General features: G+C 74.3%; 1 protein-coding gene. It reads right to left on the bottom strand.

Annotated elements, in window-relative coordinates; translation table 11 throughout:
* Positions 1 to 8: 8 nt before the first annotated feature.
* Positions 9 to 18,563: a non-ribosomal peptide synthase/polyketide synthase gene (locus tag ACFYM2_RS25085; RefSeq protein WP_388839240.1), complete on the bottom strand. Its 18,555-nt coding sequence runs from the start codon at positions 18,561 to 18,563 to the stop codon at positions 9 to 11.
* Positions 18,564 to 18,580 lie beyond the last annotated feature (17 nt).

Genomic DNA, 18,580 nt, shown 5'->3' with positions numbered 1-18,580 from the left:
TCGGATCCTCACCGTTCGTCGTGGTCGGGGCCGCCGTACGCGGCGTCTTCGAGTTCGCTGAGCACCTGTTCCTCGACCTGTTCCGCGAGGGCGGCGACGGTGCGGGAGACCAGGATGTCGCGCGGGGTGAGGGCCACCCCGAACAGGTCATTGGCGCGGGACGCGATGAGCAGGGCGCGCATCGAGTCGCCGCCGAGCAGGAAGTAGTCGTCCTCGGCGCCCACGCTCACACCGAGGGCGTCCTCCCACAGAGCGGCCAGCGCCTCCTCGGTGGGCGTGCGCGGCGCCACATGCTCGGCCCGGGCCACCTCGGCGGCGAACTCCGGAGCGGGCAGGGCCGCCCGGTCGATCTTGCCGTTCTCGGTGAGCGGGAAGCGGTCGAGGGCGACGAACGCCGAGGGCACCATGTATCCGGGCAGCGCACGGGCGGCGAAGGCGCGCAGCTCCCCGTCCGTCGGCGCCTGCGCGCCGGGGACGGTGTGCAGGTGGGCGACCAGTCGGGGCAGGCCGGGTTCGTCCTCGCGGACGCCCACCACCGCCTCCAGGACACCGGGGTGGCGGGTCAGGGCCGCCTCCACCTCGCCGGCCTCGATGCGGTGCCCGCGCAGCTTGATCTGGTGGTCGGTGCGGCCGAGGTAATGGAGTTCACCGTGTCCGTCGCGGCGGACCAGGTCGCCGGTGCGGTACATGCGGGTTCCGGGCGGCCCGAAGGGGTCGGCGGTGAAGCGGGCGGCGGTCAGTCCGGGGCGGCCGAGGTAGCCGCGGGCCAGGGCCGGTCCGCTGAGCCAGAGTTCACCGGGGACGCCGTCGGGGACGGGGCGCAGCTGGGCGTCGAGAACGTAGGCGCCGGTGGCGGGCAGCGGCCGGCCAATCGGCGGGGCGGCGCCGTCGGGGGTCAGCGGCGCCGACCAGGTGGCGACGACGGTGGCCTCGGTGGGGCCGTAGGAGTTGACCATGCGGTGGTGCGGGGCCCAGCGTTCGACCAGGTCGGCGCCGCACGCGTCGGCGCCCACGATCAGCGTCTTGAGGTCGGGCAAGGTGGCGGGCGTACGGGGATCAAGGGTGGCGAGCGCGGCCGGCGGCAGCAGGGTGTGGGTGATGCGTTCGGCGCGCAGCACCCGGGCCAGGGGCTCGCCGAGCAGGGGTCCGGGTTCGGGGACGACGAGGCGGGCGCCGTGCGGCAGCGACGCGCACAGTTCGAGGACGGCGGCGTCGAAGCTGGGGGTGGCGAACGCCAACACCCGGTCGCCTTGGGCCACTTGGTAGTGGGCGGCCTCGGCGGCGGCGAACCCGGCGAGACCGCGCTGGGTGACGACGACGCCCTTGGGAGTGCCGGTGGAACCGGAGGTGTAGATGACGTACGCGGGATCGTCCAGGTCGAGCGGGCGTCCCCGGTCGGCGTCGGTGGGGCGGTGACCGGGAACGTCGTCGCTCCCCTCGGCCAGCCAGGCGGCGATCTCCTTGGCGTCCAGCGTGAGAGCGGGCGCCGCGTCCCGGAGCATGAGCGCGATCCGTTCGTCCGGGTAGGCCGGGTCGACGGGCAGGAAGGCGGCGCCCGCCTTGGCCACCGCGAGCTGGGCCAGCACCATGTTCAAGGAGCGCGGCAGCAGCAGCGCCACCAGGGCGCCAGGGGCGGCGCCTCGGGCGATGAGCCGGTGGGCCAGGCGATTGGCCCGGTCCTCGACCTCGGCGAACGTCAGGACCCGGTCGGGGTCGGCCAGGGCCGGCGCGTCGGAGTGGCGGTCCACGGCGGCCTCGATCAGGGCCGCGAGGGTGGCCGGGGTCACCGGTGCCGCCTCCGGGCGGGCCGGTCCGCGCAGCAGCCTGGCGCGCTCATCGGCTGACAGAGCCTCGATGTCGTCGAGGTGGACGGCGCCGTCCGTGGCGGCCAGGGACGTCAGGGTGTGCAGCAGCTGCGCGGCGAGGGAGCGGGCCGTGTCCGCGTCGAAGTGGCGCGGGTCGTAGCCGAGTTCCACGGCGAGGCGGTCACCGGGCGAGACGACGACGGTCAGCGGGTAGTTGGTCGCCTCGCGGGCGTCGAGGTCGCGCAGGGTCAGACCGTGGGCGCCGGCCGTGGCGTCCCCGACGGGATAGTTCTCGAACACCACGAGGCTGTCGAACAGGGGTGTGCCGGGCGGCAGTTGGGTGAGGGCATGCATGTCGTTGAGGGGCAAATGGTCGAAGCGGCGGTCCTCCGCGCGCGCTTCCTGGAAGGTGCGCAGCCAGTCGGCGCAGGGCGCCGCGCCCTCGACGCGGGCGCGGGCGGGCAGCGTGGTGATGAACAGTCCGGTGATGGTGTCGGCGCCGGGCAGGTCGGCGGGGCGGCCGGAGACGGTGGTGCCGAAGCACACGTCGGGCGTGCCGCTCCAGCGGGCCAGCAGCAGCGCCCACGCGCCCTGCACCAGGGTGTTGACGGTGAGCCGGTGCCGGCGCGCGAACTCCTGGAGTTTCGCCGTCCGTTCGGTGTCAAGGCGCTCGGACAGCCAGGTGCCGGAGCGGGCGGTGGTGTCCGGGGCGGGCCTGCGGTCGTAGGGCAGCGGAGTGGGGGCTGTCAGGTCGGCCAGAGCGCCGCGCCAGTGGTCGCGGGCCCGGCCGGTGTCGCGGCCCGCGAGGTGGGCGGCGTAGTCGGCGAAGGGCCTGCGTTCCGTGAGCCGGGGCGTCTCGCCCCGGGCGAGGGCCGCGTGTGCCTCGACGACGTCGCCAAGGACGTGGAAGACGCTCCAGCCGTCCAGCAGGACGTGGTGGAAGGTCCACACCACGCGTACCGCGTCGGGGCCGAGACGGACCAGCGCGAGGCGCAGCAGCGGCGGCCGCCGCAGGTCGATGCCCAACTCCTTCTGCGTGCGCAGGAGTTCTTCGAGCGCCGCCGGGCGCCGGTCCTCGGGCAGCGTGCTCCAATCGTGCCGGGTGACCGGCAGGGTCACGTCCCGGTGGACGGTCTGCAACGGTACGGGCGCTCCCTGCACCACGACGGCGGTGCGCAGCACCGGGGTGCGGTCGACCACGTGCTGCCAGGCCGCAGCGAGCAGGTCCAGGTCGCGGGCGCCGTCCACCACGAAGGTGATCTGCTCGATGTACAGGCCCTGCGCCGACTCGTCCAGGCCGTGGATGACCATGCCGGTCTGGGTGGGGGTGAGGGGGTAGACGTCCCGCACGTCGCGGCCGGTGCCGACGATCCGGTCGAGTGCCGCCTGGTCGAGGGGGGCCAGCGGGAAGTCGCTCGGGGTACGGCCGCCCGCTTGAGGCTCGGCGCAGTGCCGGATGACCGCGCGCAGTTCGTCGGCCAGCTCGGCGGCGAGACGTTCGACGCTCTCGCGGTGGTGCAGCGCCCGCGAGTACGACCAGCCGAACTCAAGCCGACCCTCGCTCACGTGCCCGAGGACGTCGAGCAGATGGGGCCGCTCGGCCGATCGGTCCATGCCGCCGGTGAGCCCGCCGCGCGCGGCGCGCAGCAGCCCGCCGGCCGAGCTCTGCCGGTCCTGGCGCCCCAGGTAGTTGAAGCTGATGTCCGCCAGGCCCGGCAGCTCGGAGGCGGCGGTGGGGTGCAGATGGCGCAGGGCGCCGTAGCCGACGCCGCCCCGGGGCACGGCCCGCAGGTTCTCCTTGACGGCCTTGAGGGCCGCGCCGATGAGGGCCTCGCGCGCCACGTCCAGGGCGAGCGGGTACACGCTGGTGAACCAGCCGACGGTACGGGAGAGGTCGACGTCGTCGAAGAGGTCTTCGCGGCCGTGCCCTTCCAGGGTGATCGCCACCCGGTCCCGGCCGGTCCATCGGGTCAGCACGCGGCCGAGGGCGTACAGCAGGACGTCGTTGATCCGGGTGCGGTAGGTGTCGGGGACGTCCTGGAGCAGCCGCCGGGTCTCATCGGCGTCCAGCGCGACGGTGACCGTCTCCTCCTCGGCGGCCGTGTTCGCGCCTCCTGGCAGGTCCACGGGCAGCGGGCCCGGAGTCTGCTGGGCTCGCCAGTACGGGACTTCGGTGTCGAAGCCGCCCGCCGAGGTGTGCGCGGCGAGGCGCTGGGCCCAGGCGCCGAAGGAGGTGCTTTTGACGCCGAGTTCGGGGCGTTCCCCGGCGCGCAGGGCGATGTAGGCGGTGTCGAGGTCGTCCAGGATCAGCCGCCAGGACACGGCGTCCACGACGAGGTGGTGGGCGGCGAGCGTCAGGACCGGCCCTCGCGTGCCGTCGCCCCGGTACAGCGCGGCCCGCAGCAGGGGGCCGTGGGCGAGGTCGAAGCCGGCGGCGAGGCGGTCCGCTGCCCCGGTGGGCGGCGGCCCGTCGTGCACCTCCAGGTGCGGTGCTTCGCCGGGAGCGGTGCCGTGCTGGCGCCACCGCCCGGCGGCGTCCCGTGTGTAGCGCAGCCTCAGCGCGTCGTGCCGGTCAACGACGGCGGCCAGCGCGGCTCGCAGCAGGGACGCGTCGGTGTCGTCGGCCAGTTCGTGGGAGACCGCCTGGCTGAAGTCGGCCGGGTCCCCGGGCAGGGTGTCGAGCAGCCAGTGTTGTACCGGGGTGAGCGGGGCCTCGCCGACCACAGGGCCCTGTTCGGCCACGACCGCCGACGCGGGCAACTCCTGTGCCGCGACCGCCAGTTCGGCAAGCGTCTGGTGGGCGAACAGATGGCGCGGGTTGAGGGCGAGCCCGGCCCGGCGGGCGGCGGAGACGATCTGGATGCCGAGGACGGAGTCGCCGCCGAGCTCGAAGTAGTTGTCGTCGGCGCCGACTTCGGGCAGGCCAAGCACCTCGCACCAGATGGTGGCGAGGGTTTGTTCGGTCGCGGTGACGCAGGGACGGCTCGTCCGCGCGCTCGCGGTCCACTCGGGGTCGGGCAGGGCCCTGCGGTCGAGCTTGCCGGTGGCGCCGAGCGGGAGGCGGTCCAGGCGCGTCACGAGAGCGGGCACGAGGTGGTCGGGCAGGGTGTCGGCGAGGAAGGCGCGCAGGTCCGCCGTTGGCGGCAGGCCGGCCGGGGCGGGCACCACATAGCCGATCAGGCGGCGGTGGCCGTCGTGCTCGGCCACGCGGGCGGCCGCGGCGGCCACGCCGGGGTGGCGGGCCAGGGCCGCCTCCACCTCTCCGAGTTCGATGCGGAAGCCGCGCACCTTGACCTGGTCGTCGGCCCGGCCCAGGTAGACGATGTCCCCCTCGGCACTCCAGCGGGCCCGGTCGCCGGTGCGGTACATGCGGCTGCCGGGCGGACCGTACGGGTCGGGCAGGAAGCGGGACGCGGTCAGTCCGGGCCGGCGCAGGTAGCCTCGGGCCACTCCGGTACCCGCGAGGAACAGTTCGCCGGGGGCGCCGACGGGCACCGGACGCATCCGGTCGTCCAGGACGTAGGCGCGGGCGCCGCCGAGCGGACGGCCGATCGGCGGGTCGCGGTCAGGATCGCCCGGGTCGCAGGTGAAGGCGGTGGCGTAGACGGTGGCCTCGGTGGGCCCGTAGATGTTGCGGATCTCGCAGCCGGGCACGGCCGCCCTGACCTGGCGTACGGTCCTGGCCGGCAGCCCCTCCCCCGCGAGCACCACGGTGTCGGCGCTGACCTGCGCGGCGTCCTCGGCGAGCAGGCGGCCAAGGGCCGAGGGCACCGCGCTGATGAGTCCGGCGCGCCAGGGGCCGGGCCGTTCGGCCAGGGCCAGCAGGTCGCGGACGATCTCGACGCAGCCGCCGGACATCAGGGGCGAGAAGATCTCGAAGACCGACACGTCGAAGTTGAGCGAGGTGGACGCCACCACGTGCTCAAGGCCACGGCCGGTGAACTCCGCCGCGGCCCAGTCCGTCAGGGCCAGCACCGAACCGTGGGCCACGACGACGCCCTTGGGACGCCCGGTGGAGCCGGAGGTGTGGATGACGTAGGCGGGGTGCTGGGGCAGGAGCGGGGCGCGCCGGTCCCCGTCCGCGACCGGGGCGGCGGAGGCGGCATCGAGGCGCCGCGCCCAGTCGGGGTCGTCCACGACGAGGCGCGCGTACGTCCCCTCGGGGAGCCGCGCGGCCGTCGCGGTGGCCGTGACGACCGCCAGGGGCCGCACGTCCTCGAAGAGGAACGCGATGCGTTCGGCGGGGTATCCGGGGTCCACCGGCAGGTAGGCGGCGCCGGACTTGAGGACCGCGAGGAGGGCCACGATCAGGTCGGCGGTCCGGGGCAGGGCGAGCGCGACGTAGTGCTCGGGGCCCGCGCCCTCGTCGATGAGCAACCGGGCCAACCGGTTGGCGCGTTCGTCCAGTTCGCGGTAGGTGAGCAGGTCCTCACCGTGGCGGACGGCAGGTGCGTCGGGGGTCAGCGCCGCCTGGCGGGCGAAGCCTTCAGGCAGGGTGTCCCTTGGCGCGGTGGCGCGGGCGCCGCCGAACCGGTCGAGCAGCGCGCGGCCGTCGGCGGGCTCGGTGAGCGGGAGTTCGGCCAGCGTGCTGGCGGGCGCGGTGGCCATCGCGGTCAGCAGGGAGCGCAGGCTCTCGCCGAGGCCTTCGACGGTGGACGCGTCGAACGCGGCCGGGTCGTAGTCGAGGCTGACGTCGAGGGCGTCCCCCGGCGCGACGACCACGCTGAGCGGATAGTTGGTGGGCTCCAGGTCCCGTTCGGTCTCCATGGCCAGGCCGTGCCGGGCGAGCGCGCCCTCGTCGAAGGGGTAGTTCTCGAACACGACGATCGAGTCGAACAGGTTGGTCCCGCCGGGCACCTCGCTCCAGGTCCCCACCTGGGCGAGGGAGACGAAGTCGTGGCGCCGGGCCTCGGACTGGGCGGTCTGGAGGTCGCTCAGCCAGCCGAGCAGCGGGCGCCGCCCGTCGATCCGGGCGCGGGTGGGCAGCGTGTTGATGAACAGGCCCACCATGGTGGTGACGCCCGGGAGTTCGGCGGGCCGGCCGGAGACGGTGGTGCCGAACACCACGTCGTCACCGCCGCCGTAGCGGGACAGCAGCAGCGCCCAGGCGCCCTGGAGCACGGTGTTGACGGTGAGCCCGGCGCGCTGGGCCGTCTCGCGCAGCCGCGCCGACACGTCGCCGTCGAGCGTCACCCGTACGGTGTCGGACGAGGAGCTGTGGTGGGCGCCGGCGGCCCGGCGGTCGCGCGGCAGTTCGGTGGGGGCCCGGAAGCCGGCGAGGGTGGTGCGCCAGTACTGCTCCGCCGTCGCGGTGTCCTGGCCGGCCAGCCACGCCAGGTACTCGGCGAACGGCCGGCGCGCGGGGACCTCGGGCGGGCGGCCCGCGGTCAGGGCCGCGTAGCGCTCGCAGACCTCGTCGAAGACCTGGGCGGCGCTCCAGCCGTCGAGCAGGATGTGGTGGAACGTCCACACCATCCGTACGCGTTCGGCATCGAGCCGGATGAGGACGAGCCGCATCAAAGGCGCGGTGGCCAGGTCGATTCCCGCCTCGCGGTCCTGCTCCACGAGCCGGTCGAGGTCGGCCGCGCACCGGTCGGCGGGGCGGCCGGTCCAGTCGTGGTGGACGACGGGCACGGTGGCCCGGCGCCGGATCACCTGGACGGGCTCGGTGCTCTCCTGCCAGGCCGGATGGGAGCGCAGCACCGGGTTGGCGTCCACGGTCCGCTGCCATGCCTCGGCGAGGGCGTGGGGGTCGCCGACGCCGCTCAGGACCAGCTGCACCTGGTTGACGTACGTGCGTCCGTCCGGGTCCAGGAGACTGTGGAAGAGCATGCCGGACTGCATCGGGCTGAGCGGCAGCAGGTCCTCGACGTCCCGTCCGTCGCCGGCCAGCCGGTCGACGGCTTCCTGGTCCAGGCGGACGAGCGGGAAGTCGCAGGGGGTGCGGCCGCCGGCGCCCGGTTCGGCGCAGTGGGCGAGGATCGCCTCCAGGGCGCGCAGCATGCCGTCGGCGAGCCCGGTGACGGTGCTCTCGTGGTGCCGGCCGTGGCTGTAGTGCCAGCTGATCTCCAGGCAGTCGTCCTCGACGCGGGCCACCACGTCCAGCAGATGGGCGCGTTCGGTGCCGGGCGCGTCGGCGCCGCCGAGGCCGCCGGGCACGGCGCGGATCAGTGCGCCGTCGTCGGCGGACCAGTCGAAGCGGCCCAGGTAGTTGAAGCTGATGCCGGGCATCGGCGTGCCGGCCGCGCCCGGCGCGCCGCCCAGGTGACGCAGGACGCCGTGGCCGAGGCCTCGCTCGGGCACGGACCGCAGTTGCTCCTTGACCGCCTTCAGGGCGCCGCCCCAGTCGCCGGCCGGTACCCGCAGGGCGACCGGGAAGAGCGTGGTGAACCAGCCGACCGTGCGGGACAGGTCGATGTCGTCGAACAGCTGGTCCTCGCGGCCGTGCCCTTCGAGGCCCACGGCCACCGTGTCGCGTCCGGTCCAGCCGGCCAGGACCCGGCCGAGCGCGGTGAGCAGGACGTCGTCGATGCGGGTGCCGTAGACGGCGGGGACCTGGCGCAGCAGGGCGTTGGTGCGCCGTGGGTCGAGCCGTACGCTCACCTCGCGGACGTCCGCCATGGTGTTGGCGCCCTCGCCGTCCACCGGCAGCGGCTCGGCGCAGTGTCCCGCGGTGCGGGTCCAGTGGGCGATCTGGTCGGTGAAGCCGCCGGCGTCGGCGCGGGCACGCAGGCGGCGGGCCCATTCGCGTACCGACGTGGTCCGGGCTGGCAGGCGTACGGGCTCTTCGGCCAGGGCCTGCCGGTAGCCGCTCTCCAGGTCCTCGAGCAGGATGCGCCAGGACACGCCGTCGACCACCAAGTGGTGGACGACGAGCAGGAGTCGGGCGGTCGTGCCCTGGCCGGTGAACAGGCGGGCGGTGAGCAGCGGTCCGGCGTCGAGGCAGAACGCGGCGTGCGCCTCGGCGGTGGCGCGGTCCTCCTGCTCGCGTGCCGCCGCCGGGTCGAGGCCGTCCAGTGGGCAGACGGTCAGGAGGTCGGGGGCGCCGGCGGCGGTGACGTGCTGGCGCCAGGTGCCGTCGTCGGTGACGGTGAATTGGGCGCGCAGGGCGTCGTGCCGCTCCCACAGCGCGGCCAGGGCCAGGCGCAGTGCGTCCGGGTCGGTGTCCGGCGCGGTCTCCACGAGGACGGACTGGTTGAAGAAGCCGGGGCTTCGCGGTCCCGGGTCGAGGAACCAGTGCTGGATCGGCGTCAGGGGCACTTCGCCCTCGACCGGCTCGGTGCCCGCGACGGCCACGGCGGCGCCCGTGCCGGTGGCGGCGGCGAGCCGGGCCACGGTGGGGTGGCGGAACAGGTCGCGCGGGGTCAGGGTGAGGTCGGCGGCACGGGCGCGCGAGACGACCTGGATGCTGAGGATCGAATCGCCGCCCAGCATGAAGAAGTTGTCGTCGGCGCCGACGCGTTCGACGCCCAGCAGGTCGGCCCAGATGCCGGCGAGGGTCTGCTCGGGGCCGGTGGCGGGGGCGCGGTAGGCGCTGTCGCCGCCCGCCGTCCAGTCGGGTTCGGGCAGTTTTCGGCGGTCCACCTTGCCGTTCGCGGTGAGGGGCAGCGCGGGTACGGTGACGAACGCGGCGGGCAGCATGTAGTCCGGCAGTTCGGCGGCCAGATGCGCGCGCAGCTCGGCTGGGGCGGGCACGGCGGTCCCGTCGGCGGGGACGAGGTGGGCGGCGAGCCGCTTGCGTCCGTCGAGGGTGTAGGGCGACACGACGGCCTCGGCGACGGCCGCGTGCGCGGTGAGCCGCGCCTCGATCTCGGCGGGTTCGACACGGAAGCCGCGGATCTTGATCTGGTCGTCGGCGCGGCCCACGAAGTGCAGTTCGCCGTCCGCGCTCCAGCGCACGATGTCACCGGTGCGGTACATACGGGTTCCGGGCGGCCCGAACGGGTCGGCGAGATAGCGGCCCGCGGTGGCTCCGGGGCGGCCCGCGTAGCCGCGCGCGAGCCCCGCGCCCGCGATGTACAACTCGCCCGGTATACCCGGAGGTTGAGGCTGGAGCGCGCCGTCAAGGACGTAGACGCGCGTGTTGTCCAGCGGGCGGCCGATGGGCAGCACCGCGGGCAGCGGGTCGCCGGCCCGGAAGGGGCGCCGGGTGGCGAAGGTGGTGGTCTCGGTGGGTCCGTAGCCGTCGACCACGGTCAGCTCGGGACAGGCATCGAGGACGCGCCGCACCACGGCGCCGGGCACGGCCTCGCCGCCGGTCCACACCTCGCGGGCGCCCCGCAGGCACGCGGGGTCCTCCTGGGCGAGCAGCCGGAACAGTCCGGCCGTCAGCCACAGGCAGGTGACGTGCCGTTCGGTGATGGCGTGCCGGACCGCCTCGGCGTCCAGGTCGCCGGGCGGGGCCAGTACGGCGGTGCCGCCCCGCAGGAGGGGCACCCACACCTCGTAGGTGGCGGCGTCGAAGGCGTGCGGGGAGTGCACGAGGACCCGGTCGTGGCCGGCGAAGGACCGGTCCAGGGCGAGCGCGGCGACGTCGCGCTGGCGGACGGCGACGCCCTTGGGGACGCCGGTGGAGCCGGAGGTGAACATCAGGTACTGGACGAGGTCGGGGTCGAGTTCGGCGGCGTCGGCCGCGCCGGTCTCCCCCGGCGCGGTGCGGTCGTCCACCCGTCGCACCGCGTCACCGGGGAGCAGGTCGCGGGCGGTTTCCTCGTGCTCGGCGTCGGTGAGCAGCAGGGTGACGCCGGCTTCCGCGAGCATGCGGCGCAGCCGCTCGCGCGGCGCCCGGCCGTCCAGGGGTACGTACACCCCGCCGGTGCGCACGAGCGCGAGCTGGGTCACGACGAGCTCTGCGGAGCGGCCCATCACAACGCCCACGGCGCGCTCGGCACGCACCCCCAGGGCGCTCAGGCGCGCGGCCGACTCAGCTGCGCGCGCATCGAGTTGACGATACGTCAGACGCTCATCCTCGGTTTCGAGGGCGATCGCGTCGGGAGTGCGCCGCACATGGGTGGCGAAGAGTTCGGCGACGGTGGCTTCGGGCAGCTCGGTTGCGGTGTCGTTCCAGGTGCGCAGGACCTGTTCGCGCCGGTCGTCGGCGAGCAGCGGCACGCGGGCCGGCGGCCGTTCGGGCGCGGCGGCCATCTCGGTGAGCAGGACGGTGAGGTATTCGGCGAGCCGGCGCACGGTCGCCTCGTCGAACAACGCGGGGTCGTAGCCCAGGCGCAGGGTCAGTTCGGTGCCCGGGTAGGCGACAAGGCCCAGCGGGTAGTTGGTGCTCTCGATGCCCTCCAGATCGCTCAGGACGAGGCCGTGTGAGGAGAGGTCGTCGTTTTTCGGATAGTTCTCGAAGACCACGATGCTGTCGAACAGGGCCGCCCGCTCGGGGAGTTCGGTCAGCGCCTTGAGCCGGTTCAGCGGCAGGTGGTCATGGCCCCGGTCCTCGCTCTGGTCGCTCTGGAGCGCCCGCAACCAGTCCCGCAGGGTGCCCCGCGCGGGGACGGTGACCCGGGTGGGCACGGTGGTGATGAACAGGCCGGTCATGGTCTCGGCGCCGTCCAGTTCCGCCGGGCGGCCGGACACGGTGGTGCCGAACACCACTTCGGGACGCCGCGAAAGGCGGCTCAGCAGCATGGCCCAGGCGCCCTGCACGAGGGTGTTGAAGGTCAGGCCCGAGGTTCGCGCCAGTTCCTCCAGGGCCCGCGTCGCCGTCTCGGGCACGGCGGTGGTCACGGCGTCGGTGGACTGCGCGCGGTGGGCCTCGCGCGGTTCGCGGTCGTAGGGCAGCGCAGTGCTCTCGTCGAGCCCGTGAAGCCGTCGGCGCCAGTACTTCTCGGCCTCGTCACGGTCGCGTTCGCCCAGCCAGGCGACGTAGTCCCGCCAGGGCCTTCGGTCGGGCACGGCTGTCGCGCCGGGCCTTTCGGTGAGGGCGCTGTGGCGGGTGAACACGTCCGACAGCACCTGGAACATGCTCCAGCCGTCGAGGAGCAGATGGTGGAAGGACCACACCACGCGCACCGCGGTGTCGGACACCCTGGCCAGGACCAGGCGCTGGAGCGGGCCGCCGACCAGGTCGATCCCGGCGGCGCGGTCCGCGCGCAGCAGCGAGTCCAGCCGGTCGCGGGACTGCGCGCCGGTCAGGCCGCGCCAGTCCAGGACGGTCACGGGCACGGACACGGCGTGGCCGACCACCAGCAGCGGTTCCGGCACGTTCTGCCAGACCACCCGGCCGCGCAGCACGGCCGTGGCCTCGGTGACCTGCTGCCAGGCCGCGACGAGGAGGTCGGTGCGGGGCACTCCGTCCAGGACGAAGGTGACCTGCTGGAAGTAGACCCCGCTGTCGTTCTGGGACAGACCGTGGAAGACCATGCCGGCCTGGGTCGGGGTCAGTGGCAGGATGTCCTCGACCGCGGCGGGCGCGTCACCCACGAGGCGGTCCACGGCCGTCTGGTCGAGGCGGGCCAGCGGGAAGTCGCTGGGGGTACGGCCCGCCGCGTCCGGCCCGGCGGCATACCGCGCGAGGTCGCTCAGCGCGCGGGTGAAGCGGTCGGCGAGGGCGCCGACGGTGGCCTCGTGATGCACCTGGTCGGAGTAGAACCAGGTGAATTCCAGGGCGTCGCCGTCCAGCCGGCCCACCAGTTCGAGGGCGTGCGGCCGTTCGGCCTCGGGGTCGGCGTCCAGCTCCAGCGGCCGGAAGGTGCCCCGGTACAGCCCGCTCCCCGTCTCCCCCGGGGACATCCGCCCGAGGTAGTTGAAGCTGATCCGAGCGGCCTGCGCGGGCGGTTGGTCGCTCTGGCCGGTCAGGTGGCGCAGCGCGTCGTGGCCGACGCCGTGCCGGGGCACGGCCCGCAGCTGCTCCTTGACCTGCTTGAGCACGGTGTCCCACGAGGCCTGCTCAGGGACGGCGAGGGCGACGGGGTGGCGGGTGGTGAACCAGCCGAGGGTCCGGCTGAGGTCGAGTTCGGGGAAGAGCTCTTCGCGGCCGTGGCCCTCGATGTCGACCACGACCTGTTCCTGCTCGCTCCAGGCGCACAGGGCGCGGCCGAGCGCGCCGAGCAGGACGTCGTTGGCCTGCGTGCGGTAGGTCTCGGGCAGCAGACGCAGCAGAGTCGCGGTGTCCTCGGTACTCAGCCGCGCGGTGACGGCGCGGGCCGAGGCGTAGGTGTTGCGGCCCGGCAGGTCCACGGGCAGAGCGCGGCCCGCCGAGGGGATCGCCCGCGCCCAGTAGTCCCGCTCGTCGTCGAAGCCGCCGCGCGCGGTGTGGTCGGCCAGCCGCCGGGCCCACTGTCGCAGCGGTGAGGACTTGGCGGGCAGCGCCGCCGTGCCGTCGCGGCCCGCGCGGCGGGCGAGGTAGGCGGTGTCCAGGTCCTCCAGCAGGAGCCGCCAGGAGACACCGTCCACGACGAGGTGGTGCACGGCGAGGTGCAGCACGGGAGCGCGGCCGGCGCCCCGGTCGTGCAGGACGGCTCGCAGCAGGGGACCGCGTGCCAGGTCGAAGGCCCCGAAGTGCGGGGTGTCGGTGTCCGGGCCGCGATGGCGCGCCAGGGTGACGCCGTCGTCCCGGTCGGCTATGTGCCAGTCGGGGGCGCCGGAGCCGGTGTCGAAACGTGAGCGCAGGGCGTCGTGATGGGCCACGACATCGTTGAGCGCGTGTTCCAGGGCCTCGGGATCGACGTCGTCGGGCACCAGCACCGACACGGCCTGCGCGAAGTGTGCCGCCCGGTCCTCGTCCGTGGCGAACAGCCAGTGCTGGATGGGAGTCAGCGGCGCGGGCCCGGTGGGATCCACCTGGGCGGCGGCGGGGCGCTTCGGGTCGGCGGCATCGACGCGGCGGGCCAGGGCGGCGAGCGTCTGGTGGCGGTAGATGTCGCGTGAGGTGACCCTCAGCCCCTCCTGCCGGGCCCGGGCCACCACCTGGAGACTGAGGATCGAGTCGCCGCCGAGCTCGAAGAAGTTGTCGTCCACGCCGACGCGTTCGACGTGGAGCGCTTCGGCCCACACGGCCGCCAGCGTCCGTTCCGTGGCCGTGCGGGGCGAGACGTGACGTGTCGCCCGGGTGACCTCGGGGCCGGGCTGCGGCAGCCGGTCGCGGTCGAGTTTGCCGTTGGGGTTGAGCGGCAGCTCGTCCAGGAGCACGACGGTGGCGGGGACCATGTAGTCGGGCAGCGTCCTGCCGAGCGTGCGGCGTACGGACTCGGGTGTGACGCTCTGCCCGGGCGCGGTCACCACGTAACCGGTCAGACGCCGGTTGTCGTCCTTCCCGGAAACGAGGACGGCGGCCTCCGCGACGCCGGGGCAGCGGCGCAACGCCTCCTCCACCTCGCCCAGTTCGATCCGGAAGCCGTGCACCTTGACCTGCTGGTCAATGCGCCCGACGTATTCCAGTTCGCCGTCGGCGCTCCACCGCACCAGGTCCCCCGTGCGGTACATGCGCGCCCCGGGCGCGCCGAACGGGTCGGCGACGAACCGCCGGGCGGTGAGGCCGCGACGCCCGAGGTAGCCACGGGCCAGTCCGCCGCCGCCGAGGTACAACTCCCCTGTCACACCCGGGGGTTGGGGGCGAAGGCGGCTGTCAAGGACGTAGACGCGGGTACGCGCCACCGGGCGGCCGATGGGCGGTGCCTGGTCGGGCACCCGGTCCCCGGCGAACCAGGCCGTGGCGTAGACGGTGGCCTCGGTGGGCCCGTAGGCGTTGACGACGTCGCAGGAGGGCAGGGCCGCCCGCAGGTCGTGCACGGTCTGCGCGGACAGCGCCTCGCCGGCCAGGACGGCCGTGTCCGCCGCCACCGGTGCCTCCTCCCCGGCGAAAATCCGGGACATCACGGAGGGCACGCCGCTGATCAGCCCGCTCCGTCGCTCGCCGGCGTCGGCGAGGACGGTGGGATCGGCGACCACCTCCACACGGCCGCCGCTCAGCAGGGGGCACAGCAGCTCGAAGACCGAGACGTCGAAGTTGAGGGACGTGGCCGCGATCACCGGGGCCTGTGTCCGGTGTCCGAACCGCTCCCCCGCCCAGGCCGCGAGCGCGGCCACCGTACGGTGGGTCACCACCACGCCCTTGGGCCGGCCGGTCGAGCCCGACGTGTAGATGACGTACGCCGGGTGCTCCGGCAGCAGCGGGGCCACACGGTCCGCGTCGGTCACCTCCGTGGCCGGCCGGGTCCGCGCCACGCCCCCGGTGCCGGAGTCCGCGATGATCAGTGGTGCGCAGTCCTCGGGCAGCGCGGCGGCGGATGCGGGCGTGGCCACGACGAGCGCGGGCCGGGCGTCGGACAGCATGAAACGGATGCGCTCGGCCGGGTAGTTCGGGTCCACGGGCAGATAGCCTGCGCCGGACTTCAGCACCGCCAGGAGCACGACCGGCAGCTCGACGGTGCGCGGCAGGCACAGTGCCACCAGCGTCTCGGGGCCCGCGCCCCGGGCGATCAGCTCCCGGGCCAGGCGGTTGGCGCGGCGCTCGACCTCGGCGTAGTGGAGCCGGTCGGTGCCATGGGTGACGGCGATCCGGTCGGGGGTGCGGGCCGCCTGGGCCTGGAAGAGTTCGGGCAGGGTGACGTCGGCGGCGGCGTCCCGCTCGCTGTCAGCCGGCGGGTTCCAGGATTCCAGGAGAGTGCGCTGCTCGTCGTCGGAGAGCAGGGGCAGCTCGGCCAGACTGCTCCCCGGCGCGTCGGCCATCGCCTTGAGGAGGCGTTCCACGTGCCGGCACATCCGGGCCACGGTCCGCGCCTCGAACAGATCGGTGTTGAACTCGGCGGTCAGCACGCAGCCGCCGTCGGCGTCCGGTGTGAACTCCAGGACGAGGTCGAAGCGGGCGGCGGGGCGCGGCAGCGGATGGTCGTCGAACCGCACCTTGCCCGCACGCGGTGCGCGGGTCGCCGTCTGCTGGACGACGAGGGCCTGCACCAGCGGGGTGCGGCTCGGATCGCGGGGCAGGGCCAGTTCCTCCACCACCCGGTCGAACGGCACCGCGTCATGGGCGAAGGCGTCCAGGAGCGTCGTGCGCATGTTCTCCACGAACCGGTCGACGTCGAGGCGTTCGTCCACGTCGGTGCGGACCACCACGGTGTTCGCGAAGAAGCCGACCACGTCCTCGAGGTCCTGGCGGTCGCGGCCGGCGGTGATGGTGCCGAAGGCGACGTCCCGCTGTCCCGAGTAGCGGGCGAACAGCAGGGCGCAGGCGCCCGCCAGCACGGTGAACACGGTGGTGCCGCGTCCGGTGGCGAGCGTACGGAGCCGGGCCATGAGGGACGGCGAGAGGTGGCGGCGGTGTCCGGCGCCCGCGGTCGTGCGCTCGGCGGGCCGGGGGCGGTCGGTGGGGAGTTCCAGCTGCTGGATCCCCTCCAGGTGTCTGCGCCAGTAGCGCAGGTGCTCGCCCTCCGCTTCCGAGCCGCGCCGGGACTGCTCCCACACCGCGAAGTCCGGGTATTGCAGGGCGGGTTGAGCCAGACCGGCCGCTTCACCCGTCGTCTCGGCGCGGTAGAGCGCGGCCAGTTCCCGGGTGAGGATACCGACGGACCAGCCGTCGGTGACGATGTGGTGCTGGGCGAGCAGCAGGAGGTGGTCGCTGTCGTCGAGCCTGATCAGCAGCGCGCGCGTGAGGGGGCCGGTCGCCAGGTCGTGCGGGCGGCGCAGTTCCTCGGTCAGCAGCCCCTCGGCGCTCTGGCCCCGGTGGGCGTGGGGCACGTCGCTGAGGTCGACGGTCCGCAGGGGCAGTACGGGTTCGGCGGCGATGTGCTGGGTGCCCTGCCCGCCGTCGGCGCGGAAGGTGGTGCGCAGCGCGTCGTGCCGGGCGGCCAGCGCGCGCAGGGCCCGGCGCAGGGCCTCGGTGTCCAGGGGGCCGCGCAGGCGCAGGGCGGCGCCGGTGTTGTACTCGGCGCCGCCCTCGGCGAGGTCGTCGAGGAACCACAGCCTGCGCTGCGCGCTGGACAGGGGCAGGCCGCCGGTTCGGGGTGCGGGCGGGATCGTCCGGGCGGGTTCGGCCGCGGCGCAGTCGCCGAGCAGCGGGGCGAGGGCTTCGACCGTGCGCGAGGTGAAGAGGTCGCGGACGGTCAGCCGTAGCCCCAAGTCGTCGCGGATCCGGGAGAGCACACGAGCGGCGAGCAGGGAGTCGCCGCCCAGGTCGAAGAAGTCGTCGCGGACACCGACCGCGTCGGTGCCCAGGGCGTCGGCCCAGATCGCGGCAAGGGCCTCTTCCTGTGGCGTGCGCGGCAGCACGCCGTCGGGGCGTGGGGTCGCGTCCGGCGCGGGCAGGGCGGCGAGGTCGGTCTTGTTCTGCGCGGTGAGCGGCATCCGCTCCAGTACGACGACGGCCGACGGCACCATGTGGGCGGGCAGGACGGCGGCGAGGGCCGCGCGCAGCGAAGCGGCATCGAGGCGCTGACCGCGCTCGGCGGGGGTCGCGTACCCGATGAGGCGGGGCCGGCCCGGTTCGTCCTCGCGGACCACGACGGCCGCCTCGCCCACCCGGGGGTCGCGGCCGAGGGCGGCCTCGATCTCACCGGGCTCGATGCGGAACCCGCGGATCTTCACCTGACGGTCGAGCCGTCCGAGGTAGTCGAGTTCGCCGTCGGGCCGCAGACGGGCACGGTCACCCGTGCGGTAGAGCCGGGCCCCGGGCTCGCCGAAGGGGTCCGCGACGAACCGGGACGCCGTCAGGCCCGGCCGGCGCAGATAGCCTCGGGCCACACCGTCGCCGCCGATGTACAACTCGCCCTCGAAACCGGGCGGGACGGGTCGCATCGCCGCGTCCAGGACGTGGACGCGCGTGTGGGGCAGGGCCGCGCCGATGGTGGGGGCGCCCTGCCCGGCGGACAGCGGTCCGGTCCAGGTGGCCACGATGGTGGCCTCGGTGGGACCGTACGAGTTGATCATGCGGCGGCCCGGGGCCCAGCGGTCCACGAGGCCCGCCGGGCACGCCTCAGCGCCCACGATCAGGGTGCGCAGCGGACTTCCGGCGGCCCGGGCCGGGTCGGGCAGGGTCGCGAGCGCGGCCGGCGGGATGAGGGCGTGGGTGATGCGGTGGGTTTCCAGGACCTCGGCCAGTTCGTCGCCCAGCCACGGCCCGTCCGGCGGGACCACGAGCGTGGCACCGGCCAGAACGGAGATGAACAGTTCGAGTACGGACGCGTCAAAGCTGGGCGAGGAGAATTGCAGCACCCGGTCGCCGGGACCCACGGCGTACCGTTCCGCAGCCGCCGCGGTGAACCCGCCGACGCCCCGGTGGGTGACGGTCACGCCCTTGGGTGTGCCCGTCGAACCGGAGGTGTAGATCACGTAGGCGGCCCGGTCGGGACCCGCCCCGTGCGCCGCCCGGTCTTCCTCGGACGCCGGGAGCTCACGCTCCATCAGGGCGGCAACGGTCCGCAAGTCGTCGAGCGTCACCGAAGGCGCGCTGTCGGCCAGCATGAGCGCCCGACGCTCGGCGGGGTAGGCGGGATCCACCGGAAGGAAGGCCGCCCCGGCCCGGGCGACACCCAGTTCGGCCGCGATCAGTTCCATGGAACGCGGCAGCACCAGCGCGACCACCGTGTCCGGCCCGGCCCCCGAACGGACCAGGTGCGCGGCCAACCGGTCGGCGCGCTCGGCCAGTTCGGCGTAGGTCCAGGCGCGGCGCCCGTCGGTCAGGGCCACAGCGCCCGGGGCGCGAGCCACCTGCCGGGCGAAAAGCTCCTCCAGCGCCAAGGGCTCCTGCGGTCGTGCGGTGTCGCCGTCCTGGGAACGCGGGGTCGCCGGTACGGGGGTGACGTGCGGGTCCGTCATGGGTCCAGTCCTTCGAA

The sequence above is a fragment of the Streptomyces sp. NPDC006711 genome, from assembly GCF_042869775.1.
Lineage (GTDB): Bacteria > Actinomycetota > Actinomycetes > Streptomycetales > Streptomycetaceae > Streptomyces.
The sequence above is the reverse complement of the archived record's forward strand: the minus strand, read 5'-3'. Positions and strand labels throughout refer to the sequence as shown.